This is a genomic window from Coriobacteriia bacterium, from assembly GCA_013336165.1.
Lineage (GTDB): Bacteria > Actinomycetota > Coriobacteriia > Anaerosomatales > JAAXUF01 > JAAXUF01.
The window spans coordinates 35,515-51,199 of the sequence record JAAXUF010000011.1 but is presented as its reverse complement, the minus strand read 5'-3'; the positions used below and the strand labels follow the sequence as shown (position 1 = coordinate 51,199).

The window sequence follows — 15,685 nt, the reverse complement described above, 5'->3', positions numbered from 1 at the left end:
AGAGACGCTCGGGACGCCCTATGTCGATGACGACGAAGGCGGCGGCGAGCACCGTGCAGCAGATCGAGAGGTAGACCGCGATCTTGGAGACGGACTTGAAGCCTTTGAGGTTAAAGACCCTCGGGACCGTGGCGATGATGAGACCGCCGGCGGAGAGTCCCACGAAGAACATGAACATCGTGATGTAGAGTCCCCACGAGGAGAGGTTGCGCATGTCAGTGACCCAGAGGCCGCGGGAGAGCTGGTAGGCCCAGAGAGCCAGACCGCCGACGGTCAAGGCCCCGGTGATGCCGAGGAAGGCCAGACCGGAGGTCTTGGGGCTTGTGTTGGTTGTTGTGCTCACGTTGATGTCACTCCTTTCTTGGTTCTCGGGGGACTTATGAGAGGAAGTAGATGGAGGGGTTGGTCTCTTTCTCGGGCAGCAGCTGGAAGTGCGGCCGCTTCAGGAGGAGCTGGGAGACCTCGGAGTTGGGGTCGTTGAAGTCGCCGAAGTGACGGGCACGGCCAAGGCATGCTCCAATGCACCGGGGTTCCAGTCCCTTTGCCAACCTGTGTACGCACAGCGTGCACTTCTCGACCGTGTGCTTCTGGTGCGCAGGCACGTCGGCGTCGCCGACCGCGAAATCCACCTGGTACTTGGGCTTCTCCCAGTTGAAGACGCGCACGCCGGTGTAGGGGCAGGCGGCCATGCAGTACCTGCATCCGATGCACTTGTCGTAGTCCTGGATGACCACGCCGTCCTCTTCGCGCTTGTAGGTCGCGCCCACGGGGCAGACCTTCACGCAGGCCGGGTTCTCGCAGTGCTGGCAGGCCAGGGTGATGTAGGACATTGAAACGTTGGGGTACTCGCCAGCCGGAGTGTCCATATCGTCGCCGCCGACGGTAAGGACCCTGTTCCACCAGTTCTTGTCTGGCAGGTTGTTCTCCACCTTGCACGCCATCGCGCATGTGTGGCACCCGATGCATCTCTTGGTGTCGATCACCATGCCGAGTCTCTTATTTGCCATCGGTTGCGCCTCCTATGCCTTCTTCACTTCAATGAGAACGTCGGAATATGCTTGGTTGGCGTTCATCGGGTTGACATGGCGCGCCGTCAATTCTTGATATCCACCCTTGATGAACTGGTGCCGCTCCCAGCCCTTCGGGATGTTCGTCATACCGGGTGGAAGGCCGTCGTCCACGATCGCCTTGAGCGTCACGCTGCCACGATCATTGAACGCTTCGACGGTGTCTCCGGACTTGATCCCGCGCGCATCAGCATCTGCCCGGCTGAGCTTGATGATTGGCTCCGGATCAAGTTCCTTAAGCCATGGGATCCTGCCGAAGGTGGTGTGTGCGCGCCAGCGAGGGTGCTCTTGATTGTTTACCAGCGGGTATTTCGCGTGAAGCGGATTGTCCGGCCAGGCCTCAGCCGGCGGCTGGAACCTGGGCAGCCGGTAAAAGTCAGCATCGAACTCCTGTCCCCAGTCCATGCGAGGAACTGGGTTCGGCTGATAGAACTCCAGACGACCCGAAGCCGTTGCGAATTTCAACTCAGGATTTGCGACACCATTGCCTGCTCCCGGAGCGAAGTTGAAGATGGCTTTCCTCTCCTTCAGAGCCGGCAGCGTGATCCCCAACTTCTTGGGAGCCTCCTGGTCCAGGATGAACTCCATGAACTGCTCATCCGTCCGATCGAAATGCTGCCCAATTCCCATCTTCGCAGCCAACAGACTGAGCACATCCAGATTTGACTTGGCCTCAAACGCCGGTTCGAGCGCTTTCTCACTGAGTTGCACGTAACTGAGGTACCCACCAAAGGGGGTCGTCAACTCGTTGGTTTCGAACCAATGAGTGGCTGGAAGGACAATGTCAGAGTAGCGACATGTGTCCGTCATGACCGAATCGGCCGTGACGATCAACTCGAGCTTCGGAAGCACGACATCGATGGTTTCGCGCTGGTCTGCCATGTTGGAGACCACATTGCCGTTGAGATTGAGCATCGCCTTGATTGGGTACGGCTTCCCCTTGAAGGTGCCGTCTTTCAGCACGTCCAAGAACACCACCCAAGGAATACTTGGCGCGAACTTGAAGCCCGGAGCCATGTACTCCAAATTGAAATGGAGGGCCCCACCCTTCATTTCTGCGTTGAAGCCGACCGAACCACCGGGGATACCGATGTTGCCGGTGATCGAAGCAAGCGTCGACAAGGCGTGAGCTGTGACATCACCATTGTAGTATTTGTCGAAGCCGTAACCGATATGAATGGTCGCTGGCCCGTTCGTCGCATACAGAACTGCAATCTCCTGAATGACCTTGGGACTCACGTCCGTGAGCTTGGATGCTGCTTCAGGTGTGTACTCGTCTACCAGATCCTTGAGTAGCTGGAATGCTGTCGTCACCTTGATTCCATTGACGACGTATGAGCCCTCGAGAGCAGACTCGGCGACCTCATCTGAGGTACCCACTGCGCCCGTAGCCGGATTCCAAACCATATAGGGCTCTACGCTCTTGGTGGGACTCGACGCACTCATCTTTGGAGCCGTCCCGGTCAAATCGTTGGCTCGCAGAAACTGCTTGGTGTCGTTTCTGACGAGAAACGGAGCCACTGTCGTCTTGCGCAGAAAGTCCTTGTTCTCAAGCCCATTCTCGATAATGACCTGCATCATGGAAAGAGCCAGGACCGTATCTGAGCCGGGTCGCAGTCTCACGTGAGTGTCGGCCTTGGTCGCAACCCCGGAGAGTCGCGGATCGACTACGACCAATTTGGTCCCGTTCTCAATGGCGTCCGCCATCCAGTGCCAGTTCTGGGGCGATGATTCAGTGATGTTCCAACCCCAAGCAAAAATGGTTCGGGCGTTGGGCATATCCCAATACCCATTTCCCATATCTTCGACCGTCCCTGAGCCGCTGAAGACTCGAGCGAACCCAACCGCGGCGGCCCAGTCAATGCAATACTCCGGCAACGTCGCGCCGGAAGCGCACCGGAAGCGATACACAGCCCCGTACGTCCCATGCACCATCCCGTAGGAACCCGTCATGGACGTCACCGCGATGCTCTGGTTTCCATAATCCTTACGAAGCCCGTTGAACTTGTCCGCGATAGTCGTGATCGCCTCATCCCAAGTGATGCGTTCCCACTTACCCTCGCCGCGTTCACCTGCGCGCTTCATGGGGTACTTGATGCGCTCTGCGTTGTACACCCACTGTACGTGAGACAGCCCCTTCACACATCCCCGACGATCAAAACGTGGGTCGGGATTGTCGAGGACTGCGGCCGTCTTCACCAGCTTCCCGTCGCGAACATGAGCAACGAGGCCACAGTGCGCCTGCCCGCAGTTGGGCTGACAGACAACCCTGAATATCTGTTCTCCAGCGTCGGCGGCTTGCCCAGCCTTGTAGTCAGCAGCCAGCGTTCTAAGCACCGGTTGCGCACTGTAGGTGAGCGCAGTCGCACCTGCGGCAACGGCGGCGGTCTTCACGAAACTGCGGCGCGAGATACCAACTTGCCCCGCTTCTTCTTTTGACATCTGTCCTCCTTCGTTTAAAGCGACAGAACCTCGCTCACTCCAACGGGCCCATCAGAGTGAGGAACTGCGATAGTATGGGGAACAGCCTCTCTCTCCGGTGCGCATATTCGAGACCACTCCACACACAGTCGCGGTTCGCAGTGTAGGAGCCGCTCGCATGTCCCACAACCGAGGCAACGGCGAACTATAATAATAGTCCGATACATGATGTACTTGTGCGCCAGTTACTCTGCAAGTGTTCGTCGCGAATGCCATGCCACTGCATGCGTCAAGAACGAAGGCGGCATCCCCGTCGCTCTGGCCCGAGACCGGCTTCTATGTCAGAGAATGTCTGGCCAGATCGCAAGACGCATGATGAATCTCGCGACGCGCCAGACAACGTGCATTACCCTGTTCGTTTGTCGACACGATCAAGGATCTTGTCGGCGCACTGCATCCCAACGTCTGTGACGAAGTAGAAGCGATTTCGCCCGTCGGTTCCACGCCGGCACGAGACGAGACCTCTCGCGACAAGTGCCCGCAATGCCACACTCGCGGTCGATTGCGGGAGGTCGAGTCTCGTGACGATCTCGCGCACCGCAAGGTCACCATTCTCACGCATGAGTATGAGAACCCTTGCTTCACAGACACTGCCCGCATCCGACTCACTGACAGCACTCCGGAATGCATCCCACCAGTCGGTATCCGCATCTGCTGTCGACTCAATCCGTGCACGCGAGTGATCGAGCATTTCACGTCCGTATCGGCTTGTCGCCGTCAGGACTGCGCGATGATCTTCCAAAGGCGACCAACTGGACGCGTAGCCGCGAAGCTCAAGTGCGTGAACGGCTTGGCTCGCTTTGAACTTGGAAATGCCAAGGCGCTTGCGAATCTCCCCCACCGTTGCGCGCTCCGTCTCGCGTGCAAGAAGCCCGAGCACGTCATAGGACGTCGCATCGATTCCAAGCACTTCCTTGATCCGCTTGGTTCGCGCTTGGTTCAGACGGACTCGGCTGGTTATCTCATCGCTTGACAGCCGCATACTCACTCCCCCGTCAGAACGTCAGCCGTCGCACGGAAAGGACTAGCTCACTTCGCACTTCATGAGGTCGTCGTACGTCTCGCGGCGCACAGCCCATCGCCACTCGCCGTCGCGCACGAACACGACGCCGGGGCGAACCTGCTTGTTGTAGTTGCTCGACATCGACTGGCAGTAGGCGCCCGTGGCACACACGCACAGGATGTCGCCGACCTCGGTGCACTGCAGCGGCGCGTCGGTGACGACGATGTCGCCGCTCTCGCAGTGCTTGCCGGCGACGGTGGCCACCATCTCGCGGGGCCGGTCGGCCTTGTTCGCGATCAGGGCCTCGTAGTGCGCGCCATAGAGCGACGTGCGGATGTTGTCGGACATGCCGCCATCGACCGCGACGTAGGTGCGGATGTTGGGGATCTCCTTGATCGAGCCCACGGTGTAGAGCGTCACGCCGGCGTTGGCGACGATGCTGCGGCCCGGCTCGACGGCCATCGCGGGAACGTTGAGGCCGCGCTTCTCGCACTCCTCCTTGATGCCGTCGACCACGACCTTGCCGTAGTCCTTGATGGTGGATGGTTCGTCCGGCAGGCCGTAGGCGATGCCCAGCCCGCCGCCCGTGTCGAGCATGCGGACCTCGACGCCGGTCTCGGCTTTGATCTCGCCCATGAACTCCACGATGACCTCGATGGCCTTCGCGAAGCTGCGCAGCGCGAAGATCTGGCTGCCGATGTGCATGTGCAGCCCGTCGAAGGCGATGCCCGGAAGCTCGAGGGCGCGCTTGACCGCCGCCATCGCAAGCCCCTGGTTGCGGCCGAAGCCGAACTTCGAGTCCTCGGCGCCGGTCATGATGAAGTCGTGGGTGTCGGCTTCGACACCGGGGGTGACGCGGATCAGGATCCTCTGCCTCAAGCCGCGCTCGCTCGCCATCGCCGAGAGGCGCTCCATCTCCTCGAAGCTGTCGACCACGATGCGTCCCACGCCGGCGTCAAGGCACTCGGAGAGCTCGAGCGGCGTCTTGTTGTTGCCGTGCACGTAGATGCGATCCATCGGGAAGCCCGCGCGCAGGGCGAATGCGAGTTCGCCGCCGCTCGAGACGTCGAGACAGCAGCCCTCCTCGGCGACTATTCTGAGCATCGCGAGCGACATGAACGCCTTGCCGGCGTAGACAACGTCGACGTCGTTCCAGTGAAACGTCGTCCAGCGAACGTAGTCGCGCAGCTGGGTGCGGATCGTCTCCTCGTCCATGACGTAGAGCGCGGTTCCCGCCTCATGCGCGAGCGTCACCATGTCGACGCCGCCCACGAACAGGTGGCCGTCGCGCACCTCGGCCGTGAACGGGAGGACCGGCATGAGGTCTGCGGCCGTCTTGCCGTCCGGTGTTGCCGGAGTGCGAGGTGTGGTCGGTCTGCCCATGGGTGAGTCCTCCTACATTCTCTCGGGCGCTGATACGCCGAGAAGTGCCAGCACCGCTTCAAGCACGCTGCGAGTCGCGTCCACCGCGTACAGGCGCGCAGCGGTGAGAGTGGGCTCTTCGGTCATGACCCGGCATACGGTGTAGAACTGGTGGAACAGCGCCGCAAGCTCCTCGGCGTAGCGGGTCAGGCGGTGCGGCGACAGGTCGCGCGCGGCGTTCTCGACCACTTCGGAGAACTCCGAGAGCTTGCGCATGAGCGCCAGCTCGGCGTCTCCGGTCAGAAGCGAGAGATCGGCGTCGCCGGGTACGAACTCGGCGGCCACCGACGCGATGGTCGTATGGCGAGCGAGCACTTCCTCGCTTGCCGCCCGGCGCAGGATCGAGCAGATGCGCGCATGCGCGTACTGCACGTAGTAGACGGGGTTGTCGGCGGACTGCTGGCGCGCGAGCTCGATGTCGAAGTCGACGGTCTGGTCCGTGTTGCGGCGCAGGAACCAGTAGCGCGCCGCGTCGGCCCCAACCTCGCCGAGTAACTCCTCGAACGTCACCATCTCGCCGGTGCGCTTGCTCATGCGGACGGCCTCGCCGTTGCGGAACAGGTTCACGAGCTGGCCGATGACCACGTCGAGCTGCCCCGGATGCCCCAGCGCAGCCGCAGCCGCCTTCATGCGCGCGACGTAGCCGTGGTGATCTGCGCCCCAGATGTTGATGACGCGGTCGAAGCCGCGGTCGAACTTGTTCTTGTGGTAGGCGATGTCGGCCGCGAAGTACGTGTAGGCGCCGTCCGCCTTGACTAGCACGCGGTCCTTGTCGTCTTCAAAGTCGGTCGAGCGGAACCACACCGCGCCTTCCGACTCGTAGATGTAGCCCGCTTCGCGAAGCGAGGCAATCGCGCGCTCAACAGCCGTGGCGCCGCCGTCGGTGCGCGCATGCAGGGTCCGCTCCGAGAACCACACGTCGAAGTCGACGCCCATGCCGTGCAGGACCGCCTTCAGGTGCGCGAGCACCGCCACGTACGCGGTCTCGAGGAAGTGCGATTCGCGCTCCGAGGCCTCGCGATCGGCCCATGCGTCGCCCTCATCGGCGAAGATGCCCGCTGCGATCTCGGCGATGTAGGCGCCCTGGTACCAGTCGGGCGCGAACTCAACGGTGCGACCGCACAGCTCGAGATAGCGCGCGGCGACCGACTTCGCGAAGATGTCCATCTGCACGCCGGCGTCGTTGACGTAGAACTCGCGCTCGACTTCCCACCCGGCATGCTCGAGCACGCGCGCCATGCTGTCGCCGAGCGCCGCCCAGCGGCCGTGGCCCACATGCATCGGCCCCACCGGGTTCGCCGAGACGAACTCGACTTGCACGCGGCGCCCCTGGCCCAGGTTCACGCGCCCGAACTCGCGACCCTGCTCGCGCGCCTCGCGCAGCACGCGCTGCAGTGCAGCCGCCGAAAGACGGATGTTGATGAAACCGGGACCCGCGATCTCGACCGCCTCGATGTCGGGATGCCCCGCCATACGCGCCGAGATGATCTCGGCGATCTTGCGCGGGTTCGCGCCGGCTTCCTTCGCCGAGCGCAGTGCGACGGTGGTCGCCCAGTCGCCGTGCGAGACCTCGCGCGGACGCTCGAGCGCGGGATCGGGCAGCGCGGCGAGCGTCAGCTCTCCGGCTTCGATCGCCTCGGCAACCGCAGCGGTCACGAGTCTGGAAATCGCGTCTTTCACGGGTATCTTCTAGCCTCCGCGGACGTGCAGGGATGTGGGTTGTAAAGATACCCGAAACTGCACGACTCGGCGAACCCCCGCGTCCTTATTGTTGCGGCGTCGGAACCTCAGGCGGTGCTATAGTGGCCGTCGGAACCGGCGGGGCGGGCGGCGGCGCCATCGGTCCGGGCGCGCCGTACTGGTTCCAACGCTCCGCTTTCGGGGGCCTCTTGGGGAATATGGTCTCCCAGTCGAGCCGTGCGGTCTTCGCCATGAAGAACGCCAGCGTCAGCACCACGCCAATGGTGATGGCCAGCCCGGTGAAGCCGGTGAAGAAGAAGCTGTAGCTGAACAGCACGAGGAAGACGAGCTGACACAGTGCGATTTCGACCAGCGCCCGTTTCTTCCCGACCACCACCAGCAGATAGCCGACAGCAAGTGCGACCGAGACCGCTGCTGCAATCAGGAAGGCGAGGTTGATATCGATCTGATCGGCAAGGTAGGCCAGAAGCAGGTCGAAGGCGAAAAAGGCCGCAGCAAGGAACCCGTAGTGAACCGGATGCAGCTTGACGCCGCTTGTGGCGGTCAGAAGAATCAGCGCCACGAAGAAGAAGAGGAGCGAGACGGGGGCGAAGATCGTGATCCGAGAGACGAGAGGGCCGGGATTCTCCGGTGACGGCATCACGAGGCCGATCGGGCGGCCACTGACCACGCTGTCGTAGTTCCACTCGAGCCGCCAACCGTCGCCGTCGCGCACTGAGGCTGTCGGCGAAACGCCATCGCCCGGATAGTCGATCTTCGCGAAATCGGTGAGCATGGTGAGCTTGAAGCCGCGCACCACATCGGCACCTTTGGGACTCGGCACATAGACCCAGCGCTCCATGCCGTTTGTCCGATACCCGGTGGCGACGCTGGCGGTCTTGCCTGAAGCGATCGCAAACGTCGCGAGCGCTTTGCCCTCACTGTAGGCCACCGGAACTTCCGAGCCGTCAACCTTGACGGCGAATCCGTCGTAGATTCCCGAAGAGTCCGGGAACGTGAATGTCATCGTCACATCGGCAGGAGTCGCGGCCGGATTCTTGACTTGGTATGTGGCCTTGAAGTCGACCACGTACGTGGCGTACCACAGGAGACCCTTGCGCCGCTGCACCGAATCGAACGCCGCCGTGATGTCGCTGCCAATAACCTGGGGTGCCTGCGCACCGGAGGCACTGAACGCAGGAGCCTGCTGTGTCTGCGCCGAGCCCCACAGCCCGCTCACCGCATCGCCGAGCCGAGCATCACTGGTGGCGGTGCGCACCTGCACCGATCCGGCCAGAACCAGCCAACCTACTGAGGCCAACACGAAGATGAGTCCGATTGCGAAGAGCCGTCTCCCCGACATGGGCGCGCTCCTTGGTTCGAAGGTTCGAATGTGCGGCGCACAAACGCCTGAATTCAGAATGCCGCAGTCACATGCCGTCCCGGTGGCACGGACGTGACACGACGGTGACACTTCCACAGCTTTCGGAGCCCAGCCGCCTGCGCCTATTTGTGGTACGGCTCTCCGCGGTTGATGCGAAACGCGCGATAGACCTGCTCGAGGAGGACTACGCGTGCGAGATTGTGCGGAAGCGTCATCGGACCCAGCGACATTCGCTCGTCGGCACGCGCAAGGACCTCCGGTGCAAGCCCGGTCGACCCGCCGATGACAAACGCCACCGCGCTCTTCCCCTGCAGTGCCAGCGCCTCCAGCTTGGCCGCGAACTGCTCGCTGGATAGCTGCGTCCCGCCTACTTCGAGCGTGACCACATGCGATCCCTCGGGGATTGCGCGAAGCGCGTCAGCGCCTTCCTCGGCAAGAGCGCGCACCTCTCCCTTGGCCGGATCACGGTCCGCCACCTCGGCCACGCGCACCGTCGCGTAGGGCCCGAGACGCTTCAGATACTCGTCGGCCGCCTCACGCCAGAAGCGCTCCTTGAGGCGGCCGACGGCGATAATCGTAAGTCTCACTACTTCGCGGCCGCATCTGACGCAAGCGTTGCGTTCACCGTCAGTGTCTGTCCGCCTCGCACCAGCACAATCGCCACGGTGTCGCCGATTTTGTGGTCACGAATAGCCGAGAACACGTCCGCCACACCGGTGATCTGCATGTCGCCGATCTTGGTGATGACGTCATTGACCTTGATCCCTGCCGCCTCGGCGGGAGAACCTGCGGCGACGCTCTGCACGACAGCGCCACTCTGCACCGAAGTCGTCCCTTGAGGCGCCGTACCCTGGCCAACAGTCTGCGTCGAAATCCCAAGATACGGGTGCGTCGCCTTTCCGCTCGTGATCAGCTCGTTCGCAATCGCGATTGCGTAGTCGCTGGGTATCGCGAAGCCGATGCCAGCCGATTGCGCCGCACCCACGGTGCCTGACGGCGACTGGATCAGCGAGTTGATCCCGACCAATTGTCCCTTATCGTTGACCAGCGCACCACCCGAGTTGCCTGGGTTGATGGCCGCATCGGTCTGGATGAGGTTCGTGTACAGCGTGACGGTACCGGCGGTCTGGTCCTGCTCGATATCGGAGCGTTGCAGCGCCGAGACGATCCCGCTGGTGACCGTCCTGTCGAGACCGAACGGACTGCCCACCGCCATCACCCACTGGCCGACCTTCAGATCCCTGGAAGACCCCACTTCAATGGCCGAGTACCCGGTGCCCTCGATCTTGATGACGGCCAGATCGGACGAAGGGTCGGTCCCTACGACGGTGGCGATCTTGCTGTCGACGCCGACTTTGACGATGAGCTGATCGGCCCCTTCGACCACGTGATAGTTGGTCAGAATGTAGCCGTCAGCACGAATGATGACACCGGAGCCGAGTCCGACTTCTTGCAGCGTCGTCTTGCCGGTACCTCGGGCGGTGACGTTCTGCATGACCGTGACGTTGACTACCGAGAGTATGACTTTCGCTGATACGGCCTCGGCCACATCGACGGACTGGGACGTTGCGTTGATCGTCACCGATGTGGCGCCCGTCGAAGCATTCTGGGCGGCGGTGCTCGCTTTGGGTCCGAGGTCTAGCGCCCACACCAGCGCTGCGGCGACCAGCAAGCCGCCCACCAGCGCACCGACCGTCGCCGCGATCACAACCGCGGTGCTCGACCAGCGCTTCTTCTGCCCGGCATGACCGTCGGCGACGGGTATCTCCTGCGGGCGCCCCTCTACCGGAGACTCATGCTCTGGTGCCGTCGTTTCCTCAAGCTGCTCGTTATTCCCCTCGGTATCCATACCGGCACTCCCAATCCGTGATTCCCGAAACGAAAGAGAAACCCGCCGACACGCGTGCAGGCGGTGCTTCGATACAAGGAAATGATACCCAAAATGCCGACCGGCGCTGGAGCGCTAGGGCAGGAATGACCCAATCGCCCCAAACACGGGCCCGGCCGCGATACCGAGAGCGACGGCGGCCACCACGCAAAGCGCGAGCGCGAGCGAACGTGTGCGACTCCGGGCGAGTGCGTGCCCACTGGCGACAGCCTCACCAAAGAACATAGCACGCACAATGCGCAGATAGTAGCCGGCCGACACGACGCTCATGACGACGGCGATGATCACCAGGACAAGTTGGCCGCTTCTGAGCGCCGCCGTGAACAGGTAGAGCTTGCCGAAGAACCCGACCATCGGCGGAATGCCGATGAGCGAGAGCAGCAGCACGACGACGCCCCAAGCGGTCGCCGGGCGCTTCTGTGCCAGCCCGTTGAAGTCGGAAAGCAGTGGGCCCTCCTCGGCCGAGACGAGCATGATGCCCATCGAGGCGAATGCGTAGGCGACCACGTAGAAGACGGTGGCCGACATCCCGAAAGTCGAGATGACCACGATGCCCAGCAGCAGGTAGCCGGTGTGCGCGACCGCCGAATACGCCATGAGGCGCCGAACGTCGGTCTGGTTGAGCGCGCCGAGGTTGCCCAGCAGCATCGAAGCGCCCGCCACGACAGCAAGCACGGCGCCGACCGGCGCCAGCCCGGGCGCGACCGCGTATGCCAGCCGCACGATCGCGACCGCACCCGCGATCTTGGGCACCGTCGAGACGAACGCGACAGCCCATGCGCTCGAACCCTCGTACGCATCGGGTGCCCAGTAGTGGAACGGTGCCGCCGAGAGTTTCGCGAACATGCCGACCAGCGAGAGCACCGCAGCCACCAAGCCAAGGGTACCGAGACGACTCATGTCCAACCCCGCGTAGCGGGTGACACCCGTCAGACCGTAGAGGAAGGAGAATCCGTATAGGGTCACAAGCGTCGCAAGTATCGACAGGAGGAAGTACTTCAGCGCACCTTCGAGACTTCGCGCGTCGGCACGGCGATAGCCGATGAGAATGTAGGCCGGAATCGTCGCCAACTCGAGAGCGACCAAGACGGTGATGAGCTCGCGCGCCTCGGACATGAGCATGGCGCCCAGCGAAGCGAACAGTGCGAGTGCAACACCCTCGCGAATTCGTCCTTGCCCACGGCCGACGGTCCACAGCATCCAGATCGCAGTCAGCACCGCTATCGAGACGCGCGCGAACCTAGCCGGGCCGTCGAAAACCAGCAGGTCACCAAACGGCGTCGTCGCGCCCACGGGTGTGAGCGCAGCGAAGACAGCGGCACTAGTGGCGGCAAGCGTCCCGATCCACGCAGCGCTGCGGTCCCCGCCCGGAAGAAGCTCGGCGAAAAGGGCAACCAGCGCTCCGACGAGGAGCAGGATCTCAGGGATCATGAGAGCGTAACCTGACACCTAGGCCTCCAAGAGCTTCATGAGCGCGCGGGCGGCTGGGTCCACGTAGCGGATCAGCAGATTCCAGTCGATGCCGATGAGGACGATGAGCACAACGAGCGGCGCAACGGTGAAGATCTCGCGCTTGGAGGCGTCGAGCGCCTCGGCGATCGCGATGGACGGCACCCCGAATGCAACGCGCCTGACCATCGAAAGCATGTAGATCGCGCCGAGCAGAACGCCGACGAGCGCGATGATGACGAACCAGTAACTCAGACCGGAACCCCACGCGCCCAGAAGCGCCAGGAACTCGCCCACGAAGCCAGAGAGGCCGGGGACGCCGACGGATGCGATCGAGGCGAACACCAGCAGCCCGCCGATGACCGGCATCTTACCCGCGATCCCGGAGAGTTCGGCGATCTCGCGAGTATGCGCGCGATCGTAGATCATCCCGACCATGAGAAACAGCATCGCCGAGATCAACCCGTGGCTGAAGCTGATCGCAAGTGCGGCATCCAAGCCGATCACATTGGCTGCGGCAATCGCCAGCATCGCAAAGCCCATGTGCGAGATTGACGAGTACGCAACGAGCTTCTTGATGTCGGTCTGCGCGAAGGCAACCGCCGCGCCGTAGATGATCGAGATGACGGCCAGCACCGCGAGGAACCACTGCCACTGCATGAAGGCGTCGGGCAAGACCGGCAGCGAGACGCGCAGGAAGCCGTAGAGACCCATCTTCAGCAGGACACCGGCAAGGATCGCGGAGGCCGCCGTCGGCGCCTCGACGTGAGCGTCCGGCAACCACGTGTGCAACGGCCAGATCGGCACCTTGACCGCAAAGCCCAGGAAGAACAGCAGGAACAGCCACCACTGGAGATCTACGGGCAGCGTACGCCCGAGTTCAACCAACCGGATCATGTCGAACGTGCCGAAGTGCACGTACAGGATCACGATACCCACCAGCATGAAGATCGACCCGAAGAGCGTGTACAGGAAGAACTTCAGTGCGGCATACGCGCGGCGCGGACCGCCCCACTGGGCGATGAGGAAATACATCGGCACCAGCACGAGCTCCCAAAACAGGTAGAAGAGGATGAAGTCGAGCGCAAGGAACGCGCCGTTCATCCCGACCTCGAGCAGGAGCAGCATCGTGAAGTAGAACGCCGGCTTCTTCTCAACCTTCCATGAAGCGATCACCGCGAGGAACGTGATCAGCGCCGAGAGCACCAGCATGGTGATCGAGATGCCATCAACTCCAAGGGTGTAGTTGATGTTGAGCTGCGGAACCCACACCGCGGACTCGGCGAACTGGCGACCACCTTCAGGCGCGAACTTCGCGACGACCCAGGCAACAAGCGCCAGATCGGCCGCCGAGAACCCCACAGCCACCCAACGCGGCCAAGTGAGGCGGCTCTTGGGAAGCAGCGTGCAGATGACGGCGCCGATCAGCGGGAGGAATATGATCAGGCTCAGCACGGCCCTCATGCCCCTTTCACCGCAGCATAGATCATGAGATAGGCCATGAAGATCACGACCGCCGAGAAGATCAGCCGCTGGTAGCTCTGGAGGCGGCCTGTCTGCAGCTCGCGCAGGCGCTGGCCTGTCGCGCGAGCCAGAGTCGCCAGTCCGTTGACGACGCCGTCGATGCCCGTGCGATCGAACGCGGCCAGACCTCGCGACGCCGCCGCGATCGGCCGGACGAATGCCGCGTCGTTGAACGCGTCGAAGTAGAGCTTGTTCTCAAGCGCCGTGTACACAGGCCCGAGCCCGCGTCGAACCCGGGCGGTGTCGATGGCACCCGAGCGCCGTCCGTACGCCCACCAACCTGTGCCGATGCCCAGAGCAGCGATGATGGTGGATGTCGCGATGAGCGCGATCGTCGGCCATTCGCCTTCGTGACCGATGAACCGCGAGAATGCCGGGCTGAACCAGCCGATGATGACCGTCGAGGTCGCCAGCAGAGCGAGCGGCGCAAGCATCGCGGTGTCGCGCTCGCTATGACAAGTGCCCTGCGCCGAGCCCTCGAAGACCCGGAAGTAGAGCCTCGTCATGTAGAACGCCGTGAGCAGCGACGCCGTGAGTACACCGGCGACCGCCCAGCCCACGTTCGCCCCCAGCAACGCCGCGATGATCTCGTCTTTGCTGAAGAAGCCGGACAGCGGCGCCACGCCCGCCAAAGCAAGCGAACCGACCAAGAATGTGATCCACGTCACCGGTAGCCGCTTACGCAGCCCGCCCATCTCCCGCATGTCCTGCGAATCGACAGCGTGGATGATCGAACCGGCGCCGAGGAAGAGAAGTGATTTGAAGAACGCATGCGTCACGAGATGAAACAGCGCCGCCGGAACGCTCCCGACGCCCAGCGCCACGAACATCAGGCCGAGCTGCGAGATTGTGGAATACGCGAGCACCTTCTTGATGTCGTACTGCACGCAGGCGATGAGCCCGCCGACAAGTGCCGTAACCAGTCCCACGATCAGAGTGGCGGTGAGCACCGGGGGGGCCGCGAGGAAGATGGGCATCGTGCGAGCGATGATGAACACGCCGGCAGCAACCATCGTGGCCGCGTGGATCAAAGCCGAGGCCGGCGTGGGACCCGCCATCGCATCCGGCAGCCACACATGAAGCGGCACCTGAGCCGACTTGCCCATTGCCGCGAGAAGCAGACCCGCTGCAACCGCGATCGCAACACCGGGCGCCCACGTCTCCACGGATGCCAGAACGGCTGTCAGATCCCACGTCCCGACGGTCTTGTAGATTACAACCAGCGCGAAGAAGAATCCGAGGTCGCCCACACGCGTCGTGATGAACGCTTTCTGGGACGCCCGCCTCGGCTCATCCTGCTCGAACCAGAAGCCTATGAGCAGGTAGGAACACAGGCCCATCATCTCCCACATGACGAATGCGAGGAGCAGATTGTTGGCGAGCACGAGGCCCAGCATCGCGGCGGTGAACAGCGAAACAACAGCGAAGTACCAGCCCTTGCGCGAGTCGTGACGCATGTAGCCAAGGGAGAAGATCTGCACGCACGCACCGACGATCGCCACAGTCGGAAGCAGGATGGCAGCGATGTAGTCGAACCGCATTGCGAGATCGAAGGCGTGACCATCGACCGTTGCCAGCCTCCATGCACCACTCCAGATCACCGCAGCCAGGTCTTCGTGATCTCCCGGTACCGCTTGGAAGAACGCAACGACCGAAATCACCGCCGACGCCAAGATAGCGCCGATCGAGATCCAGGTCGACTTGTTGCGCACCGTGCGCGGCATGAGAACCATGACCGCGAAGGCGGCTACCGGCAGTGCGGGTATGGCGAGAAGCCACGTCATCGG

At 62.6% G+C, this 15,685-nt stretch carries 12 protein-coding genes; all 12 read right to left on the bottom strand.

The features are described 5' to 3' along the window. A partial coding sequence (gene nrfD / locus HGA39_08015) for a polysulfide reductase NrfD (protein NTW29287.1) occupies nt 1–214 on the bottom strand: 214 nt, incomplete at its 3' end. Between the two features lie 163 nt (nt 215–377). Continuing rightward, entirely contained in the window at nt 378–1,007 is a 630-nt protein-coding gene (locus HGA39_08010) for a 4Fe-4S dicluster domain-containing protein (protein NTW29286.1), read from the bottom strand. A gap of 12 nt (nt 1,008–1,019) precedes the next feature. Further along, nucleotides 1,020–3,509, bottom strand: coding sequence for a molybdopterin-dependent oxidoreductase (locus HGA39_08005; GenBank protein ID NTW29285.1), 2,490 nt, complete (start codon nt 3,507–3,509; stop codon nt 1,020–1,022). Nucleotides 3,510–3,894: 385 nt separating this feature from the next. Further along, nucleotides 3,895–4,530 (bottom strand): MarR family transcriptional regulator, encoded by a 636-nt coding sequence (locus HGA39_08000; protein NTW29284.1) that lies wholly within the window; start codon nt 4,528–4,530, stop codon nt 3,895–3,897. Between the two features lie 42 nt (nt 4,531–4,572). Continuing rightward, a complete protein-coding gene (gene lysA / locus HGA39_07995; protein ID NTW29283.1) occupies nt 4,573–5,934 on the bottom strand; it encodes a diaminopimelate decarboxylase in 1,362 nt (453 codons plus the stop codon). A gap of 12 nt (nt 5,935–5,946) precedes the next feature. Next, nucleotides 5,947–7,659, bottom strand: a complete 1,713-nt coding sequence (locus HGA39_07990) for an arginine--tRNA ligase (protein ID NTW29282.1) — start codon at nt 7,657–7,659, stop codon at nt 5,947–5,949. 79 nt (nt 7,660–7,738) lie between these two features. Beyond that, nucleotides 7,739–9,016 (bottom strand): hypothetical protein, encoded by a 1,278-nt coding sequence (locus HGA39_07985; protein NTW29281.1) that lies wholly within the window; start codon nt 9,014–9,016, stop codon nt 7,739–7,741. Between the two features lie 143 nt (nt 9,017–9,159). Then, the gene (rlmH, locus tag HGA39_07980; protein NTW29280.1) at nt 9,160–9,624 is read right to left on the bottom strand and encodes a 23S rRNA (pseudouridine(1915)-N(3))-methyltransferase RlmH; all 465 of its coding nucleotides are present in this window, start codon (nt 9,622–9,624) and stop codon (nt 9,160–9,162) included. Beyond that, entirely contained in the window at nt 9,624–10,886 is a 1,263-nt protein-coding gene (locus tag HGA39_07975; GenBank protein ID NTW29279.1) for a PDZ domain-containing protein, read from the bottom strand. The genes rlmH and HGA39_07975 overlap by 1 nt, the downstream gene beginning before the upstream one ends. Before the next feature lie 114 nt (nt 10,887–11,000). After that, on the bottom strand, nt 11,001–12,374 hold the full coding sequence (locus tag HGA39_07970; protein ID NTW29278.1) for an NADH-quinone oxidoreductase subunit N: 1,374 nt from the start codon (nt 12,372–12,374) through the stop codon (nt 11,001–11,003). Next, a complete protein-coding gene (locus HGA39_07965; protein ID NTW29277.1) occupies nt 12,375–13,838 on the bottom strand; it encodes an NADH-quinone oxidoreductase subunit M in 1,464 nt (487 codons plus the stop codon). Next, on the bottom strand, nt 13,835–15,682 hold the full coding sequence (gene nuoL / locus HGA39_07960) for an NADH-quinone oxidoreductase subunit L (protein NTW29276.1): 1,848 nt from the start codon (nt 15,680–15,682) through the stop codon (nt 13,835–13,837). The genes HGA39_07965 and nuoL overlap by 4 nt, the downstream gene beginning before the upstream one ends. Nucleotides 15,683–15,685 lie beyond the last annotated feature (3 nt).

Bases quoted from the DNA above. Each gene is read 5' to 3' on its own strand.
- HGA39_08010 (NTW29286.1), bottom strand. From the start codon at position 1,007: ATGGCAAATAAGAGACTCGGCATGGTGATCGACACCAAGAGATGCATC.
- HGA39_08005 (NTW29285.1), bottom strand. From the start codon at position 3,509: ATGTCAAAAGAAGAAGCGGGGCAAGTTGGTATCTCGCGCCGCAGTTTC.
- HGA39_08000 (NTW29284.1), bottom strand. From the start codon at position 4,530: ATGCGGCTGTCAAGCGATGAGATAACCAGCCGAGTCCGTCTGAACCAA.
- lysA (NTW29283.1), bottom strand. From the start codon at position 5,934: ATGGGCAGACCGACCACACCTCGCACTCCGGCAACACCGGACGGCAAG.
- HGA39_07985 (NTW29281.1), bottom strand. From the start codon at position 9,016: ATGTCGGGGAGACGGCTCTTCGCAATCGGACTCATCTTCGTGTTGGCC.
- HGA39_07975 (NTW29279.1), bottom strand. From the start codon at position 10,886: ATGGATACCGAGGGGAATAACGAGCAGCTTGAGGAAACGACGGCACCA.
- HGA39_07965 (NTW29277.1), bottom strand. From the start codon at position 13,838: ATGAGGGCCGTGCTGAGCCTGATCATATTCCTCCCGCTGATCGGCGCC.
- nuoL (NTW29276.1), bottom strand. From the start codon at position 15,682: ATGACGTGGCTTCTCGCCATACCCGCACTGCCGGTAGCCGCCTTCGCG.